The following is a 26,161-nucleotide window of genomic DNA, read 5'->3' on the forward strand; positions in this document are numbered from 1 at the left end:
CACTCAACGCCTTCGACATCACCTTCGACGGCCGCCTCTCCGCAGCCCGTCAGTAACTCCAATAACCCTAGTTACACCGCTCGTTTGACAGACCCCGAACGCCTCAAAGCAGAAGGCGAGGTGTGGTTGTGACCTCTTCCAAAGGGCGCCCAACTGAGGATGAGTGCTGGGCTGAGTTCTGGCAGATCATCGGCAAGGCTGCTGCCCGTCGGTACTTGCGTGAGCTGGAGGAATCAGAGAAGACGGGCGTCGAGGTGATGGACCTCCCTGCGGCTGCCTGAAGCGCGAAGACGCCGCTCGCTCCAAATACGTACGGAGGTTGGCGTCTTTGCGCTGCCTTGCCGTCACTCGCGATGGAGTCGTGCATCGCATTGGACGCAGTTGCTCAGATCCCAGGCATGGCCGCGTCGTCCGCAAGCCGGACAACCAGAATGATGTGGGTCGCCGTGGTGCAAGGGCTCCTCGTCAGCCTGGGGCAGTTGCTTCAGTGGTCCGCCTTTGCGGCACGATGGCTTCCAGGCTCACTGATGAGGGGGAGCAGGCATGGCATGGCTCTTCAGGCGCGAGAGAGGTAGGGCTCAGCCGTCGCGTACACCGCCGCCCGAGTTGGTGGCGGAGGCTCGTCGACACCCGGGTGGGTGGGTGTACGAAATCGACGGCGACATGGTGAGCGATCCCAATGGGGCGGTGCCCCCAACGGCCATCATTGGGGCATGGGAGGTGGACCAGCGCGGGGAACTCACCGGAACCTTTCAGGCGAATCCGAATTACGCCTCCGAGGCATGACGAGTGCCGTCATGCAGTGACTTGCATAGTGATTCCATGCGCCGGTGAGTGCAGGCAGCAGGCCAGTTTCAGGAAGACACCTCACGACCTCAAGTCGTCAAGCCGCAGCGGCCAGGGCAGTTGGGAATGCGGTGTTTTCATCGAACAGTTCGCGCCACTGGAGGCAGTGGAACATCTGTCCGAGCATGCGGTTGAAGAGGTTGCGCTGGGCTGCAGCGTGCCAGTCCCCGTGCTCGTCGCGGCGGCGGCGGTAGTGAGCCATGGCTCCGGGCGAGGCCCGGAGGGCGGAGAAGGCCCAGAGGTAGCCGGCGTGGTTGAGGCGGTCGTTCTTGACCCAACGGCGGGTGATGCTGGACTTCTTGCCGGAGGCCCTGGTGATGGGTGAGGCGCCGGCGTATGCCTTCAGGCCGCGGGCATCGGCGAAACGGCCGCGGTCGTCCCCGATCTCAGCAAGTACCCGGGCGCCGAGTTGGACGCCGAGGCCGGGAAAACTGAGAATGATCTCAGCGTCCGGATGCTGAGGGAAAGCTTCCGCCACCGCCTGGGCGAGGTCGTCTGTCGCGGTGCAGGCGGCCTTCAACTGGACCAGGAGGGCGAGCATCTGTTTGCCGAGCGCGTCCTCGACGAGGGCAGGTTGGTGGGTGGAGCTCTCGCGGAAGACCTCACGGAGGCGTTCGGTCTCGGCTTCGATGCCGCGTTGGCGGCCAGCCCGCTTGAGGGCGGCTTGGAGCTGGGCGCGAGTCAGTCGGGCAGCTCGCGTGGGAGTTGGAGCCAGCTTGAGAACTTCGTGGGCTTCAGAGCGGCAGAGACCGTTCTTCCAGGACTCGAACGCCGCCAGGGCGGCTGGGTAATACTCGCGCAGCAGGGAGCGGAGCTGGTTAGAAATCTGCTGGCGGTTCCAGGTGGAGTCCTGCTGTGCGCCAGCAAGGACGGCGATGGCGCGGGCCAGATCGCTGTCATCGGGCAAGACCCGGTGAGCGTGCATGTCGGTGCGCAGGATGTTCGCGAGCACCAGGGCGTCGCCCGGGTCGGACTTTTTGCGGGAGACGCTGTGCCGGTCGCGGTAGCGGGCGGCGGCCATCGGGTTGATCGCGAAGACCTTCCGCTTGCCCTGCCGCAGCACGGCGACCAGCAGACCGCGGGAGGTCTCAATCGCCACCGGGATCGGGTGTTCCTCGGTGTCGCCGTACTCGGCAAGCAGGTCCAACAAGACCTTATAGCCGGTCGCATCATCGGTGATGTGGCGTTTGGCCAGCAGCTGGCCCGAGTCGTCGACCAAGGCGACGTCGTGCGTCCTCTCGGCCCAGTCGATTCCGCAGTAGATCAAGGCACCCTCCCCATGGCGTGAGTGTTTGCGCTGGTCACGAGCGCATGCGGGCCACGCAGCGACCTAATTCCAGGACTCGGCGACAAGGCCGGTCCGCCACCTCACTAGCCGTTCGTGGCACCAGCGCGTCACACGGGCCTCGGTCTCGACGGGAGCTCTCAAAGCTCGGGCATATCGAGAGGTCACCATGCAGCGGGCTCGCACCACAACGTCAACGAGCAAGCACAGTCTGGGGTAGCGGCGGTCACGCAGGCGCGAGCGCTTCGCTCTTCGCTCAAGGCCTCTCAAGCCAGGCTTCGTGTAGGAATCCGTCCGACGCCCACGCGACCACCACCACGAGCACGGGGACTACACGCCGCTCTATGCGGAGGTCTCGATGAACCCGGTTCGCCGGAGGCGTCGCAGCCCCGTACTCGAACAGCCCGCTGTAGCGACAACCGCTCTGTGTGGGCTGCTGAGAACGAATTAGGCTTCGTGGATGTCGTCGCGTCTTTCCCAACGGACGCGGAGGCGTCGGAAGCCGTGTCGCCAGGCGAAGGTGCGCTCGACCACCCACCGGTAGGTACCCAGTCCGGTGCCGTGCCGGGTGCCGCGACGGGCGATCGCCGGAACGATGCCGCGGGCGCGGACCTGGTCGCGGTAGATGTCGTGGTCGTAGCCGCGGTCGGCGAACAATGAGTCCGGCTTGCGGCGGGGACGGCCGACCCGGCCGCGGACCGGCGGGATCGCATCGAGCAAGGGCAGCAGCTGGGTGCGGTATTGCGGTTGCCGCCGGTCAACAGCACCGCGAGCGGGGTGCCATGTCCGTCGGTGATCACGTGGTGCTTCGAGCCAGCCCGCCCTCGGTCGACCGGCGAGGGGCCCGTCTGGCTCCCCCTTTAGTGCCCCGACATGGGAGGAGTCGACCACGGAGCGGGACCAGTCGAGCTTCGCCGCCGCGTTCAGCTCGGCGAGCAGGGACTTCGTGGAGCCGCTGCCATACGCCGGCGTCGTTCCAGTCCCGCAGCCTGCGCCAACAGGTCGTGCCTGAGTCGACGAGCATGAATGCGAGGCGGGCCGAATCGGTTTGCGCCCTCGCGGGGGTGGCCCCTCCGATTCCGCAGCGGGCCCTGGTTCCCGCGCGTGGAAGCCCGTGCCGGTTGATGGCGGGTCAGGGCCCCCTGTGAAGTTGCATGTTGTCCTATCTGCAGCTTTTGTTCATCGTGTGATGTGGATCACTGTTGACTCGTCAGAAATGGAACCGCATATTTGGCGGGCTCATGTAGGAACCATGTAAGACCTGGGGTGGGGTTGTGAGTGGTGGGGTGTGGCGTCGTGCGCGCCGCAGAGTGGGTGCGACCGTTGCCGTCGGCGCGCTGGCGGTGGGTCTCGTGCCTGCTGTGGCGCAGGCGGCCGCGCCGTCGGCCCTGGAGAACCAGGTAGCTGCCCAGCCTCAGGGTGCACTTGAGCGTGCTGCAGCCTTGGGTGAGCCGGTTGAGGTCGTCGAGGAGCGCACCGAGTACACCAAGACCGAAGCGAATCCGGACGGCACGTTCACGCTGACGCAGTCGACGACGCCTCAGCGGGTCAAGGGCGACGACGGCTCCTGGCGCGATGTCGATGTGACGCTGGAGCGGCGTGCGGACGGCACAGTGGGCCCGAAGGCCGCCGTAGTGGACTTGTCGTTCGCCGGTGGCGGCAGCGGCAAGGATCTGATCCGGCTGGCCACGTCAAAGGGTGCGGTCGAGCTGGGCTGGCCGCAGGCGCTGCCGGAGCCGAAGCTGGACGGAGCGACTGCCACCTACTCCGAGGTGTTCAAGGGCGTCGACCTGCAACTGACGGCGACGGCCACCGGTTACCGCGAGGTGCTCGTGGTCAAGTCCGCCGAAGCCGCGTCCAACGCTGACCTGGAGCAAGTCAAGCTCACGGCGTCGGGTGACAAGCTGGAAATCCTGCCCGGTGCGGGTGGGGGACTGCGCGCCGTGGACGGCGACGGCAACAACGTGCTCACCGGCCCAGCCGGCCTGATGTGGGACTCCAAGGGCGACGCCGCAGGTGCCGGTGTGCAGTCGCAGATGCTCCGTACGGAGGCGACGGATGAGCCGGCCGCCGCGGTGGACGGTGATCCGGAGGCGGCCCGGCCGGACCACGACGATGCTAGCGCTGAACTCCCCGTACAGGTTGAAGAGGGCGCGGTCGCGGTCGAGCCGAACCTGACATTGCTGCGCGGTAAGGGCACCGTCTACCCGGTCTACATCGACCCCTCCATCGGGCTGGGCGTTTCGGAGAAGACGGTGCTGTCCTCGGACGGGGACCACTTCTGGGACTTCAGCGGCGACCTGGGTGTCGGCAACTGCAGCCATCTGGGCCCCTGGTACTGCGGCACGGACTACACCAACCGCATGTACTTCGAGTTCTCCCCGGCCCAGCTGTCGGGCAAGTACGTCATCGACGCCACCTTCCGCGCGTACGAGACATGGTCGTTCTCGTGCAGCGCGCACGATGTGGATCTGTGGCGCACGAACAACATCTCCAGCGCCACGCGCTGGCCCGGTCCCTCGCAGCTGGACTTGATGGGTGACCGGAGTGTTTCGGCGGGCCGGGGAGATCTCTGCTCGCCTGGCCAGCCGGACTCGTGGGTCGAGTTCAACGACAGTGCGAGTGAGCCGGACGAGAACCTGACCAAGACGGTCCGGTCGTTCGCCGACGGCAACTTCTCTCGCCTGACGCTGATGCTGCGGGCCAAGAACGAGAACGACCCGGACGCCTGGAAGCGGTTCAAGGAGAACGCGGAGCTGCAGGTCGTCTATGTCCTCAAGCCCGGATACCCGATCAACGTCGGCGCGATTCCCGGGGACGGCGCGGAGGCACATTGTTCCGTCGACGCGAATGCCCCCGACATCGCCACGCGTGTGGATCCCACGCTGCAGGGCAGGGTCCGCACTTTGCAGACACCGTCCAATGACTCGGAGAAGGGATCGCTGCGTTCCCACTTCTTCGTGCAGAAGAACACAGGGAATGGCTTCGTCGACGCCTGGCAGGTCAACGAACCGACCGCAGGTTACGACATAAACGGTGACTTGGAGAAGGTGAGCCTGGCTGGTGGGGCTGATGGCACGCTGTACCGGTTCAAGGTGCTCACCCAGTCGTTCTGGACCTATGAGGGTGTCACCACGGCCATCTCCTCGGGGTACTCGCACTGGTGCTACTTCAAGATCGACCTTGATGCACCCTTGGCGCCTGTGATCGAGCCGGGCACTCCGTACAACGCGGCGTGTGCGGGCGCGGGCTGCGGCGAGCCGGGTGTGGCCGGTTCCTTCACGTTCAAACCAAATCCCGAAGACGCAAGCGACACAACCGACCCGGACATCATCGGCTACCGCTGGTCCCTGTCCACCAAGCCAGGCGCCACAGAAGTGGCCTCGTTCGACGCGAGCGGGGACGTCGTCACCGTCACCGATGTAACGCCGCCCGTAGCGGGCTCTACGACACTGACGGTTGAGGCCAAGGACGTCCGCAACCGCTACGGCCCAGCCTCGACCTTCAAATTCAAGGTGGACGAGCCAGACGGCGCTGTGGGGCGTTGGCACTTCGACGACGGCACGGATAGCGCGACCGACGGCACCATTCGTCATCCCATTGAGCTGCACCAGCAGGCGGGCAAGGCCGCAACCTGGGGGCTTGAGGGGCGCCGCGGTATCGATGACCATTCGTTGCGCCTGAATGACGACGTCACGGATCCCGCGCAGCAGATCGGCTATGCCTCGACCCAGGGCGGCGCCCCCGTGGACACCGCCAAGTCGTTCACCGTTTCGGCATGGGTCATGCTGACCGACACCTCCAAGACGAGGGTGGTTGCTTCCGCTCCGGGCACCTACAACTTCGCGGCGTTCAACCTTTTCTTTTCGGGCTCTCAGAAGAAGTGGGTGTTCAACCGGGCCGTGGCCGACTCCGCCACCACGGTCTATGTCAGTGCACTCGCCGATACGGCGAACCCGCCCACCAAGGTGTGGACGCATCTGACCGGCGTGTTCGACACCAAGGGCGACCAGGACAAGGCGAACGACACCATCCAGTTGTTCGTCAACGGTCGCCCTCAGGGGCTCGAGACGGGAGTCGTTCTGGCAAAGGAGAATGCCTCCTACACGCCGTGGACCTCATTGGGGGACATGCGGGTCGGCGGTTCCAAGGCCGGTGAGTACTTCATGGGCCGCGTCGACGAGTTGGCGGTGTGGCAGCGGGCCCAGGGGCGTCCGCTCATCGCGGACGAGGCGAAGCTGACCGAGAACAGCGAGCCGGCCACCGCCCTCGCTGTCTCCTGGGATGCAACCGCCACCACTGGCGCCGCAGTTCAGGACTCCTCGCTGTACCAGAGGCCGAACCTGACACTGGCCGGCGGCGCGACGCTGAACGCGGAGCAAGGCATTGTCCTGAACGGCACCACCGGCTACGCGGCCGCCACCGGCCCGGTGGTGGACGAGACCGGTTCGTTCACCGTCTCTGCCAGGGTCAGCCTCAACAAGGACAGCCTCGATACGAAGCCGGTCGGCTACCAGGCACAGGTCGCCGGACAGCGCACCGGCGGGGAATCCTCCTGGGCCCTGTGGGTCGTGAAACTCGCAGACGACGCCTACCAGTGGAAGTTCACCCGCACCGCCGTCGACGGCACCGGCCAGGTGGTCCAGTCCGCGGAGGTCGCACAGCTCAATGGCTTCGCTGACACGACAGGCGCGACCGTCGATGTCACCGCCGTCTTCGACGCACAGGCCAGGCGAACTGAGGGAATAACCGAGAAATATGGTGAGCTGCGCCTGTTCATCGGAACTGAGCAGATGACCGACTCGGGCGATACGAACTCCTTCACCGCCGCGCAACAGGGCGCGGGTGAGTTGTCGGCCGGCCGGGGCACTACAGCGGGCACCACAGCCCACTACCTGCCCGGCGCACTGCAGAAGCTTCGGGTCTGGACCGGCGCCCTGTCCGGCGCCCAGGTGCAAGCCCAGACGCAGGATTCTGGCGCCTAGCGCTCATGTAGTACCGCGGGTCCGGGCCCGCACGAGTGCCCGGACCTGCCCCACGCACACGCATGAACCCGGCCACCGGCCGGGGCATAAAGCCGCGGCTCGGACGGGTCGCACACACCAGGGGCGGGAAATGACGAACTTCGGTAGGTCTGGCGGCATGGGCGCACGCGCGTCCGGCGCGAGGAGAGGGTGGATGCGACGGCTCGCCACGATCATCGGGTTCGCGATGGTGCCGGGCCTGCTGACGCCAATCGCGTGGGCGGCTGATCCGGATCCGCTGGGCCCGTCAGCCCTGCCGAAGTTCAAGTCCGTCAAGGTGTCGCCGTTCATCGCGAAGGCGGACAAGAGGACCGCCGCAGTTCTGAAGAAGGCCGCGGCCGCCGATAAGGCAGAGATCGCCCGGGCGAAGAAAGACCGGGCGAAGACCGTCACGTGGCCATCGGCCGGACAGTCCACCCTGACGCTGCCGACCTCGGGTGCGGCGAAGGCCGCCCCCGGGACGCTGCCCGTCACCCTCGGCCACCCGAAGCCTGCCAAGGGGAAAAGCAAGAGCAAGCGACAGCCCCCAGTCGCTGGCTCGGTTGTGGTCAATACTCTGGACCAGAAGCAGGCCACGGCGCTTGGTGTGAAGGGCGTGGTGCTGACCGCCACCGGCCCGCACACCGGCGGCTCGGCCGAACTCGGCATCAACTACCAGGCCTTCGCCTCCGCCTACGGCGGTGACTGGGCCGGGCGCCTGCAGGTGCTGCGCCTGCCCGGCTGCGCGCTGACCACGCCGACCCTGGCGAAATGCCGCACCCGCACCCCACTGGAATTCACGAACAAGCGTAAGAACAACCGCCTCGAAGCACCCCTGGCGTTCAAGCCTGCTGCCGTCTCCTCGGGCCAGCCCACGGCCCGTGTCGGCGAGACGATGGTTCTCGCGCTCGCGGCGGGTACCAAGTCGGGGGCCGGTGACTACAAGGCCACCCCGCTCGCTGCGTCCTCCACGTGGGAGGCGGGTGGCTCCTCGGGCACCTTCACGTGGTCCTACCCGCTGCGCGTCCCGCCGTCCGCGGCCGGCCCCAAGCCGGACCTGTCGATCTCTTACGACTCTGGCAGCGTCGATGGGCGGACCGCGTCCACCAACAACCAGGGCACGGTAATCGGCGAGGGCTTCGACATCACCTCGTCCTACGTCGAGCGCAAGTACGGCAGTTGTGACGACGACGGCCAGACCGACAAGCATGATCTGTGCTGGAAGTACGACAACGCCTCCCTCGTCCTCAACGGCAAGGCAACCGAACTCGTCAAGAACGACACGGACGGCACGTGGCGGCTGAAGAACGACGACGCCTCCACCGTGACCGTTGCCACCGGCGCGGACAACGGTGATGACAACGGCGAGCACTGGACCGTCACTACCGGCGACGGCACCAAGTACGTCTTCGGCCTCAACAAGCTCGACGGCGCCGGCGCCACCGACCGCACCAACTCGGTATGGACCGTCCCGGTCTTCGGCGATGACGCGGGCGAGCCCGGCTACGCCGACGGCTCCACCTTCTCCGGCCGGTCCAAGACGCAGGCTTGGCGGTGGAACCTCGATTATGTTGAGGACACCCACCAAAACGCCATGTCCTACTGGTACGTCGCCGAGCAAAACAACTACGACATGCTCGGTGACGACAACAACGGCACCGCCTACACCCGCGGCGGCTACCTGACAGAGATCCGCTACGGCCAGCGCGCCGGCGCCCTGTTCACCGCCACCCCGGCCGCCTCGAACAAGGTCGTCCTCGGCTACGCCGAGCGCTGCATCACCGGGGACTGCGGCTCCCTGACCGACGCGACCCGCGACAACTGGCCCGATGTGCCGTTCGACGCGGAGTGCAAGGCGGATCAGAAGTGCACCGGCAACATCGGCCCTTCCTTCTACACCCGCAAGCGCATGACCGGCATCGCCACGCAGGCCTGGGATGCGGCCGCCGCCACCCCGGGTTTCGCGTCCGTGGATGCATGGGCGCTGAAGCAGCAGTACCTCGACCCCGGCGACACCGGCGACTCCACCGACCAGACGCTGTGGCTCGATGAGATCCGGCACACCGGCAAGCGCGGCACCGACATCACGCTCGACCCGGTCAAGTTCGACCACGAGTCCCGCCCCAACCGGGTCGACGGCGCCACCGACAACATCCTGCCGCTGACCAAGCCCCGCCTGAAGGCCATCACCTCAGAGGCCGGCGCGCAGACCACCGTCTCCTACATGCAGGCCGACTGCCTGGCTGGGCAGACCATGCCCAAGGTGGACACCAACACCCGCCGCTGCTATCCGGTGTACTGGTCCCCGAACGGTGAGAAGGACCCCGTTCTGGACTGGTTCCACAAGTATCCCGTCGAGGTCGTCTCCACCAATGACACGTACGGCGGCGCACTGGCTGTCCAGCACACCTACACCTATTCCGGTGGCGGTGCCTGGCACTACAACGACGACCCGCTGACCAAGGAGAAGGAACGCACCTGGTCGATCTGGCGGGGCTTCGAAAAGGTCACCCACGTCACCGGCCTGCCGGGCAAGACGCAGTCCAAGACGGTCAACGTCTACATGCGCGGCATGAACGACGACCGCGTCCTCGGGACGGACGGCAAGAACCCCGACCCGGACCAGCGCAAAAGCGTCACAGCCGGCGGCATCAAGGCCGCGCCGATGGCGGATGCCGACCAATATGCCGGGTTCACCCGCGAAAGCGTCACCTACAACGGCGCCCAGGAAGTCACCGGCACCGTCAACGACCCCTGGTCGAAGCGCACCGCGACCCAGCACAAGTCCTACGCGGACACCGAGGCGTACTACGTCCGCACCGGCGCAAGCCACGCCCGCACCAACATCACCAGCGGCGGCACCTCGGTTGATCGTGTCCGGACCACAGTGTCCACGTACGACGACTACGGCATGGCCGTCAAAAGCCTGGACAAGGGGAACGACGCCGACCTCGGTGACGAGACCTGCACCCGCACCTGGTACGCCCGCAACGACACGCTGGGCATCAACAACCTCGTCTCGCGCACTCGAATCACCTCGAACATCAAGCCCCAGCCGGTCGCTGATCCCTGCGAACTGACCGACGACAAGTTCGACCTTCCCACCGACGCACAGCGCGCTGGTGACGTCATCTCCGACACTGCCACCGCCTACGACACCATCACCTGGACGGCCACACAGACCCCCATTAAGGGGGAGCCACTGTGGACCGGCCGCGCCAAGGGATACGGCACCGACGACCAGCCCATCTGGCAGAAGACGGCCACCACCACCTACGACGTGCTGGGCCGTCCGCTGACGGTCAAGGACACCAACGACACCACCACCGCGAAGACGACCTACAACCCGGTGGCGGTCGGGCCGCTGACGTCGTCGTCGGTGGAGGATGCCAAGCTCTACAAGACCACCACGCTGGTCGACTTCGCCACCGGCGCCACCACGAAGATCACCGACCCGAACAGCAAGGTCACCGAGTCGACGTATGACGCGCTCGGCCGGGTCAGCAGCGTCTGGCTGCCCAACCGCCTGAGGGTGCTGAACGCACCCGCCAACTACATCTACACCTACAGCGTCACCGCCTCCGCCCTGCCGTGGATTTCGACTGCCACGGCCCGCGGTAACGGCTCCGGCTACAACACGACCTACGAGATCTACGACTCGCTCCTGCGCCCCCGGCAGGTGCAGAAACCTTCCCCATCCGGCGGCAGCGTCATCTCGCAGACCGTCTACGACGAGCGCGGACTCGCGGTGAAGGCCTCGGGTGACATCTGGGCCAACGCCACCAACCCGTCCGGAACCATGGTCGAGATCGACGGCGGCCAGGCCCCCATGGAGACCGTCACCACCTACGACGGCGCAGCCCGCCCGACCACCGCCGTCACTCAGAGCTTCAACGCCCCTCTCTGGACCACCGCCACCACCTACACGGGCGACACCGTGACCAGCAGCGCCCCGGCCGGCGGCCAGGCCACCGCCGTGGTCGCCAACGCGCTAGGCCAGACCACCGAGCGCCGTGAATACGGCGGCACGCAGCCCACCGGCAGCGATTTCACCAAGACCGCTTTCACGTACACTCCGGCCGGCAAGCAGAAGACTGTCACCGGCCCCGACCAGACCACCTGGTACTACGGCTACGACCTGTTCGGCCGCCCTATCGAAGCGACTGACCCGGACAAGGGCAAATCGACCACGGCCTTCAATGAACTCGACCAAGCCATCGGTACCACTGACGTGGCCCGGGGCAGGACACTCGTCTCCGAGTACGACATTCTCGGCCGCAAGACCGGCCTGTGGGACGGCACCAAGACGGACGCCACCAAGCTCGCCGCCTGGACCTTCGACACGCTCAGGAAGGGCCAGCAGGACACAGCTGTCCGCTACGACGGCGGCCTGACCGGCAAGGCCTACACCAACAAGGTCACCGGCTACGACAACCTCTACCAGGTCACCGGAAGTCAGCTGATCCTCCCCGACAGCACCAAGGAACCCCTGGTCGCCGCCGGTGTCCCGCAGACCCTGTCGTTCTCCACCAGCTACTTCCTCGACGGCACCATCGCCTCATCCAGCAGCCCGGCCGTGGCCGGTCTGCCGTCCGAGGTCGTGGATAACACGTACAACTTCACCGGCATTGGCCTGCAGGAGACCTCCAAGGGCCTTCTCCAAGGCGGGTTCTACTCTCCGCTCGGCGACCTGTGGCGCCTTGACCTTGCCACCGACCCGACGTCCACGAAGAAGCTCTACCTCAACTACGCATATGAGCAGGGCACTCACCGCCTAGCGAACTCCTTCGTTGAATCATCCATCCACAGCGACCCCCTGCAAGACCTCGCCTTCACCCAGGACCAGGCGGGCAACGTCACGAAGATCTTCGACAGCAGCACCCTCGTCACCGGCAAGACAGACAACCAGTGCTTCACCTACGACGGCCACCGCCGCCTGACCGAGGCCTGGACTCCGAAGACGGCCGATTGTGCGGCCAGCGGCCGTACAACTGGCAACCTGGACGGCGCGGCGCCCTACTGGTCCAGCTACACCTACAACGAAGCCGGGCAGCGCAAGTCCGAGACTCAACACACGACGGCGGGCGACACGACGACCGCGTATACCTACGGCACCGCCGACAACCAACCCCACCCGCTGGCCAAGACAGTCGTCGGCACCAAGACCAATAGCTACGGCTACGACAAGGCGGGCAACACCACCAGCCGCCCCGGCACCCAGGCTCAGCAGACCCTGACCTGGAACACCGAAGGCAAGCTCGTCGGCAGCAGCGAACCGGCAGCAGACACCAAACCTGCCACCGGCACGAGCTACCTCTACGACGCGTCCGGCGAACTCCTGATCCGCCGCAACACCACCGCCGACGGCGACACCGTCCTCTACCTCGCTGGCACCGAGATCCGCCTCACCGCCAAGGGCGCGACCAAGACACTGTCCGGCACCCGCAACTACACGGCCGCAGGCCAGACCATCGCAGTCCGCACCGCCACGGCGGGCACCACGGGAAGCAAGCTCAACTTCCTGGCTGCTGACCACCACGGAACCTCCAGCCTCGCGATCGACGCCACGACGCTTGCGGCGACCAAGCGCTACACCACGCCCTTCGGCGCACGTCGTGGCACCGCACCCACGGCGTGGCCGGACGACAAGGCCTTCCTCGGCAAGCCCGCCGACGCCACAACCGGGCTCACCCACGTCGGTGCCCGCGAATACGACCCGGGAATTGGTCAATTCATCAGCGTTGACCCCGTATTCGCCTCTGACCAGCATCAATCACTCAACGGCTATTCCTACGCCAACCAGAACCCGGCTACTCATAGTGACCCCTCCGGCCTCTGGATCAACTTTCCGAAGCTAATACAGAATGGTATTCAGCAAGCTTCCACGAGTAATGGTGGTACAGGCGGTACCTCTTCCACGGATAGCGGTGGAAACACCCTGGGCGGCTGGGAACCCGGGTTGACCTACAACCTCGTCACCAAGTCCTGGGATCCGACTTTCCGTTTTGGGAACAACAATCTGCTGGAGCAGGCGACAAGCTACTTCGGAATCGTCGATGATCGTGATACGCGGAATGAATGGGAAACATCCAGGGCGCTGTTTCTCGGCTGGCTCTGGGGTCATGGCTGGCCACTGGGTAAGTCGCAGAAGTTCCGAGGAGGTGATGCGTTCACTGCCATCCTGGCGGGTGATGAGGCTGTATCTAAAGCGCGTTCTGCAGTGCTGGCGCAGGCGGTGAAGGATGGCATGAATGCGGACGCAGCCAAGGAGCCATATAAATTCAGCTACAAGGATAGAGGTCCGGAGCCAGGTAGCCCGTGGTGGAGGCTGAACACTCTCCGGGGGGTAGCAAATGATATGGGTGGTGTGCTCACCAACGGAGCTATAGGGACCAAGAATCAAGCCGACGCATTCCTGGGTAGCTACTCTGCCACGGCTCAAATTCAGTCAGTGGACAGGAAGAAGGGAATAGCTCGAATTCAATTCACCGCGACGAACATCTCGGACTGGAATTCTGCCACTCACTTCATTCCTCGGAGCTGGAATCCCCGGTTCACCAACAGCCGCGGTGCTGCGGTCACCGAGAACTTCTCCTGGCAAGAGAGGCTACCGCTGAACGGCTGCGGATGCTGGGTCGAGTAGAGTAGCGGAATCTGTTCGGTCGCGATGGCTCTGCTGGGCGTCAGTGCGGCGGAAATCGCAGGCTTGGAGGAGAGTTGATGGGGCGTTCCGCAGTAAAACTTTCGCGACTCTTGGCCGTGGTCACTCCCCTGTTCCTAATTTCCGCCTGTGCAGGGGGGGAGGAGTTGGCAACTGTGCAAGCTTCATCGGTTGTCGGCACCTGGAGTGAACCCTCCGGTGGTCTCATTTCCCTTCGTGAAGACCATACGTTCGAGGTGTCGGGCCTGGAGGTTAAGAGTCAGATCTACGACGACTGTCCGGACGGGAGTGGTGGTGGTTCCTGGGGATTCTTTGTGGATGAAGGAAAGGTCGGCGGATCTGTATTCGTATCCAAAAAGGCAACTTCGGGGAATAGTTTGGGGCTTACCTTCGAGGGGGTTCCGCAAGGCGGGTGCGAGGTTTCCCTGAATGTCGTTGATGGTGGCAAGGCCCTGTGTGCTTCGGATGATCCGGATCTGCCATGTGGTCTTGACATACGACTTACCAGGGCTGAATCTGCAAAGGAGCCCAGTGAACCCTGACTGCTCTTGCCGAGTCTCTGGGTCGCGGTTGCACGCCCCTGAGTGCTGCACGGCTTTTCAGCGAGGGTAAACTCATTCACGCAGGAGCCCGCCAGGAAGCGACCTGGCGGGCTCCTATGAGTTCCGGGGCCCCATCTGGTCCGTCGCCTGGTGCTGGTGGTGATGGTCACTGCCGCCAATGTGACCGACCGTGACGCGGCCAAGGAGCTGTTGTTCCGCCTCGCCTTCATGCACCCCGAGATCGCCATCGTCTGGGCCGACTACGCATACGCCGGGAAGCTGGTGACCTGGGCAAAGACCTGCCTCGATATCACCATCAAGACCGTCCGCGCTTGCTGGCGGGGCAGTCAACGACTACCGCCCGCCGCCCTCTAGCACTGCGGGTTGAGGGCGGCGTCTCACATGTCATGCGGTCTCAGGCCGCTCCCACAGTGGAATGATCTTGTAGCGGCTCCGATCGTGGAAGTGCCCGCGACTGGCCGTGACACGCCAAATCACCTTGCGCAGCGCCGCGCGCTTCGTGTCGTCATCCATGTGCGGCCATTCCGCCATGAGGCCATTGAAGATCTCACGCTTGGGGATCGTGGGAACCTTGCGCGCAGTGGAACGCTTGAGCTTGGCCTCGGCCTCTGCGATCTCGTGGACGAACTCGTCTCGCTGCTCGATGAACTCGTCTTGGTCGATCTCGTCAGCGGCCCGCATACGAACGAGGCTCTTCTTAAGAAGTTGTTGTCTTTCCGGACTTGTGGGCGGCGTTTTCGCTGGTCAGGAGTAGGGGTGGTGATTCTGTGGGAGTCGTGACCTGTCGTGTCGTCGCTCCCTGGGAGGTTGCGGATGCCGTCGGTTGTCGGACTGCTGGAACAGCGCGAGCTCGCAGCTCGCTGTCGGGTCGACGGGCTGCGTGAGGAGGCCGACCGTATCCAGGCCGAACTGGCCGTGGCCGAGCTGGAATGGCAGGAGTGGGTCATCGCCCGCAGGCGGGTCGATGCGGTGCTGGCTCCGGACTGCGGCAGCACCGCCGACACGCAGGACGTTCCGGATCCGCGGGCTGCGGGCGGGCCGTCGGCGCCCCGGGATTCGGCGAAGCCGAAGTCGCAGGTGCCGGTGTGGCGTGAGGGACTGGCCTGGTCGGCGCTGTCGGTGGACTACCAGCGCATCCTCACGGCGCTCTCGGACCGGGACCGGCTCCATCAAGGGCCGCTGACCTGCCAGGAGTTGGCCGTGATGTTCGGTCTGGACGCGGTGCCGGCCAAGGTGGAGGCGCTGCGGTCGAAGGCGAAACGCCTGGTCGCGCGGGGCTGGCTGGCCGAGCGGCAGCCGGGCCGGTTCACACTCGCTCAGGGTGTGGCCGGGCGAGGCGGCGGGGCATGAGCAGGGTCATCGACCAGTAGATCATCGCCTCGGCGCTGGTGGTGCGGCGTTCGTAGTCGCGTGCCAGGCGGCGGGTGCGCATCAGGTGGGCGAAGAGGCGCTCGACGATCCACCGCTTGGGCAGGACCACGAAGCCGCGCATGTCGTCACTGCGTTTGACGATCGTGAGGACCAGGGCGAGCGTGGCCAGGCAGTACTCGACGAGGGGGCCGGTGTAGCCGCCGTCGGCCCAGACCAGTTCCAGCCGGTGGTGTGCATCGGCGACCTGCCCGAGCAGGACCTGGGCGGCGGCGCGGTCGCCGGTGTCCGCGGCGGTGACCATCACGCCCAGCAGCAGGCCGAGCGTGTCGACCACGACGTGCCGCTTGCGCCCGTTGATCAGCTTGCCGCCGTCGAAGCCACGGCTGTCGGAGCCGACGACGGCATCCGCTTTGACGGACTGCGAGTCGATCACGCCGGCCGTCGGCTCCCTGTCGCGCCCCTCCCTCTCGCGGATCCTTGCGCGCAACCGGTCGTGAAACTCCTTGACCAGGGCGTGGTCGCGCCAGCGGCGGAAGAACGCATAGACCCGGTCCCACGGCGGGAAGTCGGCAGGCATCGCCCGCCACTTGATGCCGTTGTCGGCGAGGTAGCGGATCGCGTCCAGTATCGCCCGGTGGCAGTACGCCTCCGGCTGCCCACCCCGGCCACGCAACCAGCCGGGCACCGGCAACAGCGGCCGGACCACGGCCCACTCCGCGTCCGTCATGTCCGAGGGATACCAGCGAACACGTTCCGGGTGATCGGCCGCGTTTCCGAACCGGTGAGCGACACAATCACACGTCGGTGCAGCCGAGTTGAACTCCACCGGCGCGAGCACGTACAACTGCGGCAACAGGGTCTCCTGGATCTCGGTTGGCTTCGCAACCCCGAGCTACCAAGAGGCCCTGCCTTCATGCCGGCGACCAGCTGCGATCACCCGATCGAGACTCCCGTTCGACACACACCCCTCAAGATCGGAACGACAACAGCTACTTACTTCAGCAAGCTGTGACTCAAGGAGGCCTCCCCGGCATTCTCGCTGAGGCTTGCGATGGCGACCGGCAGTGGTTCGGGGCCGCAGGAGTAGCTGACACTCGAACCGGCCGCAAGCGTTCGCAGCAGGACCGGTTCCGCATCGGCAGTATCAGCAAGACATTCGTGGCCACCGTCGTGCTGCAGCTGGCGGCGGAAGGCAGGCTGGGCCTGGATGACACCGCGGAACAGTGGCTGCCTGGGGTGGTGCATGGCCATCACCACGACGGTGCCAGGGTGAACATCAGGATGCTGCTCAACCATACGAGCGGGATCTTCAACTACACCGATGATCAGGAAGCGCTGAACCGTTACGAGACACACCCGCCCGAGTCACTGGTGCAGATCGCCATGTCTCATCCGCCCACCTTCGCACCGGGTTCGGGCTGGGCGTATTCCAACACCAACTACGTCCTCGCAGGCATGATCATCGAACGGGCCACCGGCCGCGCGCTTGCCGAAGAGATCACGGAGCGGATCTCCCGCCCATTCGGCCTGGCTGGTACGTATCTGCCGCACGGCAGCGACCCGACGATCCACGGGCCACACTCCCGGCACTACACGAAGCTGTTCCAGACGGACCCCGGCGCGCCGGTCCACGACGCGACCGAGCTCGATTCATCCATGTTCTGGGCAGCCGGCGGCATGATCTCCACCGCCGGGGACCTGAACCGGTTCTTCGGCGCCCTGCTGGGGGGCGGGATACTGCGACCGGACCAACAACGCGACATGTTCACCACCGTGCCCACCCGCGACTGGATTCCTAACGCCGCCTATGGCCTCGGCGTTTCCTCAGTGAGACTGCCCTGCGGGGAAACGGTCTGGGGCATGGGGGGTGCGCTTTTCGGATCGTGGTCCTACGCCTACGGCTCTCGCGATGGCGAGCAGATGGTCACCACCAACGTCAACGGCGACTGGAGCAACGGTGGTTGGGACGACCCCATCGGTATCTTCACTGATCTGCTTGAGGCGAAGTTCTGCCGCCGGAGCGATACCTGAACACCGGTCACGGGTCGGGCCTGGTCGGCTCCTGATGCTCATTCCTGCCCGCCGTCGTCGTCCTCGTCCAGCTCCGGCGCACCCGGGTCGCGCAGCGGGCGCAGGCCGCCGTCGACCGGGGTGGAGGAGCGGAAGCTGTAGCGGCCGAGCACGTTGAGGTTCGCGTGCTTGAGCGGGGAGACGCGGGCGACGTCCTCGTCCAGGACGTCGTGCTCGCGCTCCTCGGCCGGCAGCGCCCGCAACTCCTCGACGGCGGCGTCCAGATAGCGAGTCGTCCACAGCGCGGCGGCATTCAGCACCAGCCCGAGCGCGCCGAGCTGGTCCTCCTGTCCCGTCCGGTACGCCTGCATGATCTGCCCGCGCTTGCCGTGGCAGATGTCCCGGGCGAGCTTGTGGCGGGACTCCTGCACGGTGAGCTGCCGGTTCATCTGCCGCCGGTAGGTGTCGTCGACCGGGTCGACCACGCGCAGCAGGTGCAGGGTCTTGGCGATCCGCCCGTACTCGGCGAACGCCGTGCCCAGCGGGGTGGGGCGTCCCTCGCGGCCGAACATCCGCAACAGGTCGTACGCCCGCACCTGCCCGGTGACCAGGGAGCCGACCACCCGGAGCATGTCCGGCCAGTGCACGGCTCTCGGCGGCCTGGCGCTGACCCGCGCTCGGCGCACCGGCTGACGGCGACGGATACGGGCACGCGTTCGCACCGCACAGAACAGGCCATTCGCTCAGAAGTAAAGACCGTGGACCGTGGCCGTAAGAGGCGGCGAAGTGCCAGGCGCGTAGCACAGTGTTGGCCCGGGTCGGAGTGTGAGCCTGACTGCATCGCAGGCGTCAATCGCCCAGTGGTGCGTGGCCGTCAACCCATAAAGGCTGACTGGGCCGTCTTGTTGCTGCAATGTCCAGAGCAGGAGGTCACGAGCGACCTCCGGTGTGTCCGCCGCGAGCATGACCGGACTTCCGCTCACGAGCCCGTCACCGGGTCGGAGGACAGCGAACCCATGCGTGTTCCTGGCCGAGCCGAGGACGAGTCGCGCACCCTGGTCGAGGAGGTATCGGATGTCCTCGCCTCGCGTCGCCGTGGTGTTGGCGCGGTCGATCTCCGTCACGAGGCCGATATCAGCGACAGAGCCGGGTTCGATGCTCGATGTGATCCGACGGATACCGCCCTGGGGAATGCCCGAGGCCCGGAACCCTGGATACGCGCGCAGCCCCAGCGACAGGTAGAGCCGAAGCGCGGCCGGGTTTTCGGAAGAGACGATCACTCGGTGGGTGCAGTCGGCCCCGTAGTGGCTTGCGTGCTTCAACAGGTGCGTCGCGATGCCCCTTCCCTGGGCGTCGGGATGCACGAAGAGGAGGGCGAGCCCCCACTGCCCGTCCCGCTTGACGGAGACAGCCATACCATCGACAAGGCCGTCGCCGTTCACCGTGACGAAGCTGCCGCCATGATTCTCGGACAGCGTGCGTGCCAGCGCGTGAAGCGTGCGCTTTCGCCCCTCATCTGTCATAGGGGTGAACTTCCGAGCCACTTTGGGAAAGAAGTCTGCCATTGCGGCTTCCATTACGTCGAGCGCGACCGAGAGGTCATCCGGGCGCATTGCGCGAATCTGCGTGGTCGTCATGCTCATCCGTGCTCCTCTCGGGGCCAGTCAGGGGCGAGGTACATGACGGCCTCGACTTCTACGGTGGCTCCCCGTGAGAGTGTCGCGACGTTGAGGCGGATACGGGCGGGATAGGGATGGTGGAACATCTCGCGCACGACGTCGTCGAGGGCCGCCGAGATCGCCGGATCGGCGAAGCACACGGACAGTTTGACCACGTCGTCCAGCGAACCGCCGGCCGCTGTGCAGACAGCCTGCAGGTTCTGCATACATCTGCGGACCGCGTCGTGCGGATCACCCGGTACCAATTCCCCGGTTGCCGGGTCCACCGGCAGCTGACCGCTGAGAAACACCACCTGCCCCGCGCGGACTGCCTGCGAGTACGCGCCTTTGGGGGCTGGCGCCCCGGGTGCGATGATCGGCTCCCTCATCGGTACTCCTTTTCTGGTGCGTCAGCACTTCGGCGAGTCGGTGAAGAACCGCTCGAGGGCGTCCACGAGGCGCGACGCCACGTCCTGGAGTGCGTCCTGGGTGCCCGCAGCGATGTGCGGGGTGTAGAACACGCGGGGGTGGTGCACCCAGTAGTGGCTGTACTGGCAGTACTCGGGCGGTTGACCGAACGGTGGATCGGGATGGACCGTGTCGAGCGCCGCCGCGCCCACTGTCCCGGTCCGCAGGGCGGTGAGCAACGCCTCGTCGTCGATCAGCTCGCCTCGCGCCGAGTTGATCAGTAGTGTCCCCGGACGCATGCGTGCGAACGCCGTTGCGTCGAGCAGGCGCCGGGTGGCGTCGGTGAGCGGCACATGGAGGGTGACGATGTCGCTCGAACCGAGCAGTACGGCCAGGTCGTCCACGTAGCCGGCGCCGCGATCCTCGACGGCGCGTCGATGGACGGAAGACGAGCCGCTGGCCAGTACTCGACCGGCCAGCGGCACCAGCTTCTCGATGACGGCGAGACCGATATGGCCGGTGCCGACGACACCGACTGTGAGCGCGGCGAGATTACGTCCTTGCCAGGAGGCCCGGCGGAAGTCGTTGTGCTGGGCTCCCCGGTGCGCGTCGATGAACTGGTGGCACAGCAGCAGCGCCGTGCACACCACGTACTCAGCGACCGAGCAGGCGTTGCCGGCCGGCGAGGTGATGACCGTAACGCCCATCTCATGGGCGGTGTCGAGGTCGATGTTGTCGGTGCCTGAACCAGCCCGCCCGATGACCTTCAGCCGTTTGGCCCGGCTGAGCAGGTCACGCCCGATCCGGTTGCCGCTCTTGATGATGAGGCCGTCGTATTCGCCGATGCGTTGCGACACCAGTGCGGGTGGGTATTGCCGGCCATCGTCGACGTCGGCGAATTCGCGCAGTCGCTCCACCGCGTCGAGTGCGATCGTGTCGAGCATCAACAGCTTGGGTCTCATGCGACTCCCTCACTGTGCAGGTCTGAGGCCAGGAGTTGGCAGATCTCGCTTGCGTGCCGGCTCATCATGGTCATGTGGTTGCCCAGGGTGACCCGGACCCGGATGTGGCCGGCGGCGCAGTGTTCGAGTCCATTGAGGGGCCTGCGGAAGTTCCGCTCCTCAGCCGACACTTTCCTGGGCTTTACGATCGTCAGTGCGCCCTGGTAGCTGGTCGGCCGATAGCCACGGACAAGGCGGCTGTCCTCCACGAGTCGCCCGACGAGACTTTCTCGGTCGGTGGTCGGGATCTGTGCGACATCCAATTGGCGTTCCAGAAACGCCGCGAAGCCACCAGGATCATCGGTGTCGTCGTACTCGGGGGTGTAGAAAGCAGGGTCGACCAGGAACAACCGCGAGACGGGCAGTCCGGCCTCGGCCATCAGACAGCCCGTCGCGTAGGCGATCGTCCCGCCGAGCGACCATCCCGCCAACACCACTTGTTGATCGGTGAGGTCGCGGATTCGCGCCACGTAGTACTCCGCGATTTCCTCAACAGTCGTCGGTTCGCCGGGCAGCGGGTCAAAGGCGTACAACGCGGTCCGATCGCCGAGGTACGGCTCCCAGGACCGGTAGGACGCGGCGGTGCCACCGGCAGGCGGGAACGCCACCACGGTTGCGGTCGCGGCAGGCGATCCCAGCAGCAGGTAGGGCGCGGTCGTGAGCCGCGCTGTCAGGTGTTCCGCGAGGCGCCGGATGGTGCCGTGTTCGAACAGCATGCGCGGCGTGACCCTCCGGTCGAAAGCGATGCCGATCTTGTGGGCCAGGCGCATCGCAAGCAGAGAATCGCCGCCGAGGTCGGCAAAGTCGTCCAGCACGCTGACAGTTGAGCAGCGGAGGACGTCGCAGAAGAGCGTGACGAGCCGCTCCTCGACGACGGTTGCGGCCGGTTCCGGCGCACCCGACGTGGTTTGTGCCAATCGGCCGAGCGCGACGTGGTCGACCTTGCCGCTGTCCGTCAAGGGTATCGCCGCCACGGTCCTGTATTCGTGGGGCAGCATGTATGGGGGCAGGCGCTCTGTGGCGAACCGGCGGAGGTCGCGGATGCTGGGAGCCTCAGCGCCGACCGCTGTGACGATGGCGACCAGGCGCATGCCGGTTGGTCCGCCGACCGCGGTCGCGAGGACACAGCGATCGATGTCTGGATGCTCCTCCAGAGCCAGCTCGATTGCGCGCGGTTCGATGCGGAACCCGGCCCGCTTGATCATCCTCGACCGTCGGCCGGAGAAGTGCAGCTGTCCGTGGTCATCGACGTAGCCGAGATCGCCGGTCTTGAACAGATGCTGCTCGTTGCCGTCGGACAACATGTGGAAACCGAATGACGCTGCGGTCTGAGCGAGGTCGCTGTATCCGAGTGATGTGCTGTCACCGGCGAGCCAGATCTCGCCGACCACTGCGCGCGGCACGAGCCGGCCGTGCTCGTCGACGATGAGCACCGAGGTGTTGCGGATAGGCGTACCGACCGGGTGGGGCCGATGGTCGGCCGGAGCGTCTGCCTGGTCGGGGAGCTCGCCCCAGACCACGGAGGCTGCCTCGGTCGCGCCGTACCGGTTGAGCAGGGTGGTGCCGGGTATCCGGCTGCGCAGCCGCTCCACCAGGTCGGTCGGCACCGGCTCACCACTGATCTCGATGATCCGCAGTTCCTCCATGGCCTCGGCGGCGCCGCTGTCGAGCAGCACCCGGATCAGGCTTGGGGTGAGGAACATTCGGGTGACGTGGTGCTCGCGCATCACCGTCGTGAATCGCGTGACGTCGCTCGCCGCCGACTCGGGGATCAGGACCAGCGGGGCGCCCTGCGTCAATGGTTCGAGGATCTCCCGCAGCGCTGGGGCGAAAGCGAGCCTGGTCCGCAGGCAGAACACGTCGTCTGCACGTGCCGGGAATGTCTCCCGGAGCCAGGCAAGGCGGTTGGCGTGGGCGTCGAGGCCGGTGCGTACGAACTTCGGGCGGCCGGTCGACCCGGAGGTGTAGTTGACGACACAAGCGCTACCCGGGTTCCTGACCGGGAAGCGGGTGTCCGGCGCATCGTGGGCGCGGGGATCGACCATGACCGATGCGAGGCCGGAGAACCGATCTCGCAGGGGCACGGCTGTGATCAGGCCGCTGACGCCGAGCCGGCTGCATATGTCCCGCAGCAGCCCGTCAGGAAAGTCCAGCTCCAGGCTGACGATCTGGCCGCCGGTCTTCAGCACTGCCAACGCGGCCACGACGAGGTCGAAGGACCTGGGCAGCGCGATGCCGACGGCGCCTCCGACATGCGCGTGCCGCAGCGACCACGCCAGCCGGTCGCTGGCCCGTTCGAGTTCGGCGTAAGTGTGGGCGCGTTCGTCGGGATCGACGACCGCGGTACGGTCTGGATTCTGCTCGGCGAACTCCCGGATCTTCGGCAGGAGGTCCTCGCCGCTGGTGTACAGCCCGTCGGGTCCGCTGAGCAGGGAGGGCGGCCGGGCCGCCCCCCGATACGCCGGAGAGCAGACGTCGATCTGGCTCGGTGGCGTGTCCAGCATCCCGGCGAGATTGCCGGCCGTACCGACCAACAATTCGGTGAAATCGGTGAGTTGCCGTTGATCCAGGACGTCGTCGCGAGCCGAGACGTGCAGCTCGACGCTGGTGCCCAGATGGGTGACGGACAGCGTCAGCGGATAGTGCGATGAGATTTCGATCGATATGGGTGGAGAGTCGGCCTCTCCGTCTGCTGCGGGTCCCTGTCGGCCACGTTGGAATGTGAAGAGCGCGTCGAACAGGCTGCCGGATGGACCCGCTGCGGCGATCGCGGCCGGATGTAGGTGCGCGTGCTGTCGCGACTCCACGACCTGCAACTGGAGCCGCTCCAGGTGCTCGACCATGGTTCCGTCCGCGGCGAGGTCTGCGGTGATGGGCACAGTGGCGATGCAGGGACCGATGATGCGGTCGCCGCCCTCGAGGTGCGCCGGTCGCATGTCGACGGTGTTGCCCCAGGTCACGTGAAGCTTACCGAGGTAGCGGGAGAGCACCATCGCGAACACAAGATTCATCGCGGTGGAGAGCGTCAGACCGTGCTCGCGCAGTGCCCGGGACACTTTCTCCGGCAGTACGAACTGCCGGTTCCGCAGGAGGAACCGCGAGCCGTCGGCCGGATCAGGCCGACGGGCGCCGAGCGTACTGGCGTCGACCAGGAACCGTCCGGGAACGGTGCCGGTCAGGCGGTCGGCCCAATACGTGCGCGCGCTCTCCGGGTCGAGTCCGTCGACCCAGTCGGCGTACTCGGCGAACGTGACCGGCGCGGGCAGCTCGGGAACCGGCGCTCCGCTGCAGAGTGCGGCGTAGACCCGCATCAGCTCGTCGGTGAGCAGGTCTGCGGACCTGCCATCGAGCACCACATGGTGGGTGGTCACAATGATGACCGCGCGGTCAGCGGCCAACTGGACGAGTACGAACCGAACGGGCGGGTCCGTGGCGAGCGGGAAGCCCAGGTCCCGCTGGAGCCGACTCAGTTCGGCCGCCCGGCGGTCGCCCCCGGTCGACCCCGACAGGTCGACGAACTCCGGCTCGGCACCGTGGTCGGCGCAGACCCAGTGGTAGCGGTGCGACGCCGGGTCGAGCGGGAATCGGGCGCGAAGCATGTCGTGCCTGGCTGTCACGGTGGCACAGGCGGTCGCGAAGTGGTGCCGGTCGATCGTCCCGGTCACCGGCACAGTCCATTGCAGGACGTAGCGGTCGTGACCGGTCGGCCCCTCGCCGTACCGCAGCACGCTGTCCTGGAACGCTGTCACCGGTCGTCGGTATTCGGGTGCCTCCACCAGCTTCAGCCGAGCAGAACGGGTCAGCGGGACCCGGGACAGCCGCGTGCGGTCCACCTTGCCGTTGCCGGTGACCGGGATGCGGTCCACCAGCACGAGCCGGTGCGGGAGCAGGTAGCCGGGCAGCCTCTCCGCCAGCCGTGTCCGCAACTGCTCGACCAGCGCAGCGTCGTCCGGCACCGGGCGCGCCTGGACGAACGCCACCAGCTGCTCGTCTCGCTTGATCGTCACGGCCGCGGCAACGTGGGTGTCCTCCTCCAGAGCGGCGTTGACCTCCGACAGCTCGATCCGGAATCCATGGACCTTGACTTGGTCGTCGTTGCGGCCGAGGTACTCGATGTTGCCCGATTCCAGTACGCGAGCGAGGTCCCCGGTGCGGTACAGCCGCGCGAATTCCTCGGTACCGTAGCCGTAGGGGTTCGCGACGAAGGATCGCTCGGTGAGTTCGGGATGGTTCAGGTAGCCGACGGCAAGCCCCACCCCGGACAGGTGCAGTTCGCCAACCGTGCCCACCGGGGCCAGGCGGCCGTGGGAGGTGAGGACGAGGCACTGTGTGTTCTGGATGGGGCGGCCGATCGGTGGGGCGGTCCCTTCCCGCGGATCCGCGCAGTCCCACGCGGTCACGTCGATCGTCGCCTCGGTCGGGCCGTACAGGTTGATCAAGCGCGTGTCCGGCAGTTGCGCCGAGAACCGGTCGACGAGGGGGTAGGACAGCGCTTCGCCACTGGAGAAGGTGAGCCGTAGACTGCGGCACCGGCCCGGCTCATGGAACTCCAGGAACATGCTGAGCATCGACGGCACGAAGTGCGCGACGGTGACCGAGTGCTTCTCGACGCAGTCGATGATCTGGTCAGGGTCACGGTGCGCGTCTGGCGCGAGCAACACCAGCGTCGCGCCGTACATCAGAGGCCAGAAGAGCTCCCACACCGACACGTCGAACGTGTATGGGGTCTTCTGCAGTACTCGATCGTTGGGTCCGAGCGGGTACTCACGCTGCATCCAGTCGATACGGTTCCACAGGCTGCGGTGCGAGACGGCGACCCCCTTCGGCCGGCCTGTCGACCCCGAGGTGTAGATCGCGTAGGCGAGCGCATCGTCGCGGCGCCGGGGAACGGCGGCAGCCGGCTCAGCCAGCCAGTCGATCTCCTCTACGAGCACAGGGTCCGCAGCGGGAAGCGTGCTGCTGCGCGGGCGGTCGGTGATGACCAGTGATACGCCGGCGTCGCCGAGCAGATATCCCAGCCTGTCCTTCGGCCCCGCGGTGTCGAGCGGAAGGTAGCCGAAGCCTGCTTTGTGGATGCCGTAGATGACGGCCACCAGCTCGATGCAGCGCGGTAGGCAGACCGCGACCAGCTCGCCGGTGGGCCCTCGGGCAGCGATGGTACCGGCCACCGCTGCGGCCATCGCGTCGAGCCGCCGGTAGCTCACCTCCTTGGCGCCGAAGCGCACCGCGGTACGGTCGGGATACCGGCTCACGCACCGTTCGAACTCGTGGAGCGGAAGTGCCACCGGCGGTAACGGCCGCACGGGACCGGTGGAGTGGGACGGCGGGGCGGCTGGCTCGGCGGCCTCGGGCATG

12 protein-coding genes and 3 pseudogenes are annotated in these 26,161 nt (G+C 66.2%); 6 read left to right on the top strand and 9 right to left on the bottom strand.

The annotated features are described in order from the left end of the window. Nucleotides 1–883: 883 nt before the first annotated feature. On the bottom strand, nucleotides 884–2,113 hold the full coding sequence (locus tag ABZS64_RS26795) for an IS110 family transposase (RefSeq protein WP_355834691.1): 1,230 nt from the start codon (nucleotides 2,111–2,113) through the stop codon (nucleotides 884–886). A gap of 465 nt (nucleotides 2,114–2,578) precedes the next feature. Continuing rightward, nucleotides 2,579–3,143, bottom strand: a pseudogene (locus ABZS64_RS26800) (IS5 family transposase); the annotation flags it as partial. Between the two features lie 298 nt (nucleotides 3,144–3,441). Between ABZS64_RS26800 and ABZS64_RS26805 the strand changes: the two are divergent. The 4 genes and pseudogenes from ABZS64_RS26805 to ABZS64_RS26820 form a co-directional block, all read left to right on the top strand. Further along, entirely contained in the window at nucleotides 3,442–7,116 is a 3,675-nt protein-coding gene (locus tag ABZS64_RS26805) for a LamG-like jellyroll fold domain-containing protein (protein WP_355834694.1), read from the top strand. A 193-nt stretch (nucleotides 7,117–7,309) separates the two neighbouring features. Next, a complete protein-coding gene (locus tag ABZS64_RS26810) occupies nucleotides 7,310–13,777 on the top strand; it encodes an RHS repeat-associated core domain-containing protein (RefSeq protein WP_355834697.1) in 6,468 nt (2,155 codons plus the stop codon). 77 nt (nucleotides 13,778–13,854) lie between these two features. Further along, nucleotides 13,855–14,337 (top strand): hypothetical protein, encoded by a 483-nt coding sequence (locus ABZS64_RS26815; RefSeq protein ID WP_355834699.1) that lies wholly within the window; start codon nucleotides 13,855–13,857, stop codon nucleotides 14,335–14,337. A 132-nt stretch (nucleotides 14,338–14,469) separates the two neighbouring features. Continuing rightward, a pseudogene (locus ABZS64_RS26820) lies at nucleotides 14,470–14,664 on the top strand (transposase); the annotation flags it as partial. 78 nt (nucleotides 14,665–14,742) lie between these two features. Here the strand turns inward: ABZS64_RS26820 and ABZS64_RS26825 are convergent. Beyond that, nucleotides 14,743–15,039, bottom strand: coding sequence for a hypothetical protein (locus ABZS64_RS26825; RefSeq protein ID WP_355834701.1), 297 nt, complete (start codon nucleotides 15,037–15,039; stop codon nucleotides 14,743–14,745). A gap of 132 nt (nucleotides 15,040–15,171) precedes the next feature. On the opposite strand from ABZS64_RS26825, the gene ABZS64_RS26830 reads away from it, so the two are divergent. Further along, nucleotides 15,172–15,708, top strand: a complete 537-nt coding sequence (locus ABZS64_RS26830; protein WP_355834704.1) for a hypothetical protein — start codon at nucleotides 15,172–15,174, stop codon at nucleotides 15,706–15,708. On the opposite strand, the gene ABZS64_RS26835 is transcribed toward ABZS64_RS26830, so the two are convergent. Next, nucleotides 15,665–16,456, bottom strand: coding sequence for an IS5 family transposase (locus ABZS64_RS26835; protein ID WP_355834707.1), 792 nt, complete (start codon nucleotides 16,454–16,456; stop codon nucleotides 15,665–15,667). The two genes, ABZS64_RS26830 and ABZS64_RS26835, sit on opposite strands and share 44 nt — an antisense overlap. Before the next feature lie 146 nt (nucleotides 16,457–16,602). On the opposite strand from ABZS64_RS26835, the gene ABZS64_RS26840 reads away from it, so the two are divergent. Beyond that, nucleotides 16,603–17,760 carry a serine hydrolase domain-containing protein gene (locus ABZS64_RS26840; RefSeq protein ID WP_355834710.1) on the top strand — a complete coding sequence of 386 codons (1,158 nt, stop codon included), beginning with the start codon at nucleotides 16,603–16,605 and terminating at the stop codon, nucleotides 17,758–17,760. A 38-nt stretch (nucleotides 17,761–17,798) separates the two neighbouring features. On the opposite strand, the pseudogene ABZS64_RS26845 reads toward ABZS64_RS26840, so the two are convergent. From ABZS64_RS26845 to ABZS64_RS26865, 5 genes and pseudogenes are all read right to left on the bottom strand, one after another. Beyond that, nucleotides 17,799–18,383, bottom strand: a pseudogene (locus tag ABZS64_RS26845) (Tn3 family transposase); the annotation flags it as partial. 99 nt (nucleotides 18,384–18,482) lie between these two features. Then, on the bottom strand, nucleotides 18,483–19,382 hold the full coding sequence (locus ABZS64_RS26850) for a GNAT family N-acetyltransferase (protein WP_355834713.1): 900 nt from the start codon (nucleotides 19,380–19,382) through the stop codon (nucleotides 18,483–18,485). After that, a complete protein-coding gene (locus tag ABZS64_RS26855; protein ID WP_355834716.1) occupies nucleotides 19,379–19,786 on the bottom strand; it encodes a Rid family detoxifying hydrolase in 408 nt (135 codons plus the stop codon). The genes ABZS64_RS26850 and ABZS64_RS26855 overlap by 4 nt, the downstream gene beginning before the upstream one ends. A 21-nt stretch (nucleotides 19,787–19,807) precedes the next feature. Next, entirely contained in the window at nucleotides 19,808–20,767 is a 960-nt protein-coding gene (locus ABZS64_RS26860) for an NAD(P)-dependent oxidoreductase (protein ID WP_355834719.1), read from the bottom strand. Then, nucleotides 20,764–26,160: an amino acid adenylation domain-containing protein gene (locus ABZS64_RS26865; RefSeq protein ID WP_355834722.1), complete on the bottom strand. Its 5,397-nt coding sequence runs from the start codon at nucleotides 26,158–26,160 to the stop codon at nucleotides 20,764–20,766. Before ABZS64_RS26865 ends, ABZS64_RS26860 begins: the two co-directional genes overlap by 4 nt. Nucleotide 26,161 lies beyond the last annotated feature (1 nt).

The sequence above is a fragment of the Streptomyces sp. NPDC005408 genome, from assembly GCF_040606445.1.
Classification (GTDB): Bacteria; Actinomycetota; Actinomycetes; order Streptomycetales; family Streptomycetaceae; genus Streptomyces.

Bases quoted from the DNA above. Each gene is read 5' to 3' on its own strand.
- ABZS64_RS26850 (WP_355834713.1), bottom strand. From the start codon at position 19,382: ATGAGCATGACGACCACGCAGATTCGCGCAATGCGCCCGGATGACCTC.
- ABZS64_RS26830 (WP_355834704.1), top strand. From the start codon at position 15,172: ATGCCGTCGGTTGTCGGACTGCTGGAACAGCGCGAGCTCGCAGCTCGC.
- ABZS64_RS26815 (WP_355834699.1), top strand. From the start codon at position 13,855: ATGGGGCGTTCCGCAGTAAAACTTTCGCGACTCTTGGCCGTGGTCACT.
- ABZS64_RS26810 (WP_355834697.1), top strand. From the start codon at position 7,310: ATGCGACGGCTCGCCACGATCATCGGGTTCGCGATGGTGCCGGGCCTG.
- ABZS64_RS26835 (WP_355834707.1), bottom strand. From the start codon at position 16,456: ATGACGGACGCGGAGTGGGCCGTGGTCCGGCCGCTGTTGCCGGTGCCC.
- ABZS64_RS26860 (WP_355834719.1), bottom strand. From the start codon at position 20,767: ATGAGACCCAAGCTGTTGATGCTCGACACGATCGCACTCGACGCGGTG.
- ABZS64_RS26855 (WP_355834716.1), bottom strand. From the start codon at position 19,786: ATGAGGGAGCCGATCATCGCACCCGGGGCGCCAGCCCCCAAAGGCGCG.
- ABZS64_RS26825 (WP_355834701.1), bottom strand. From the start codon at position 15,039: ATGCGGGCCGCTGACGAGATCGACCAAGACGAGTTCATCGAGCAGCGA.
- ABZS64_RS26865 (WP_355834722.1), bottom strand. From the start codon at position 26,160: ATGCCCGAGGCCGCCGAGCCAGCCGCCCCGCCGTCCCACTCCACCGGT.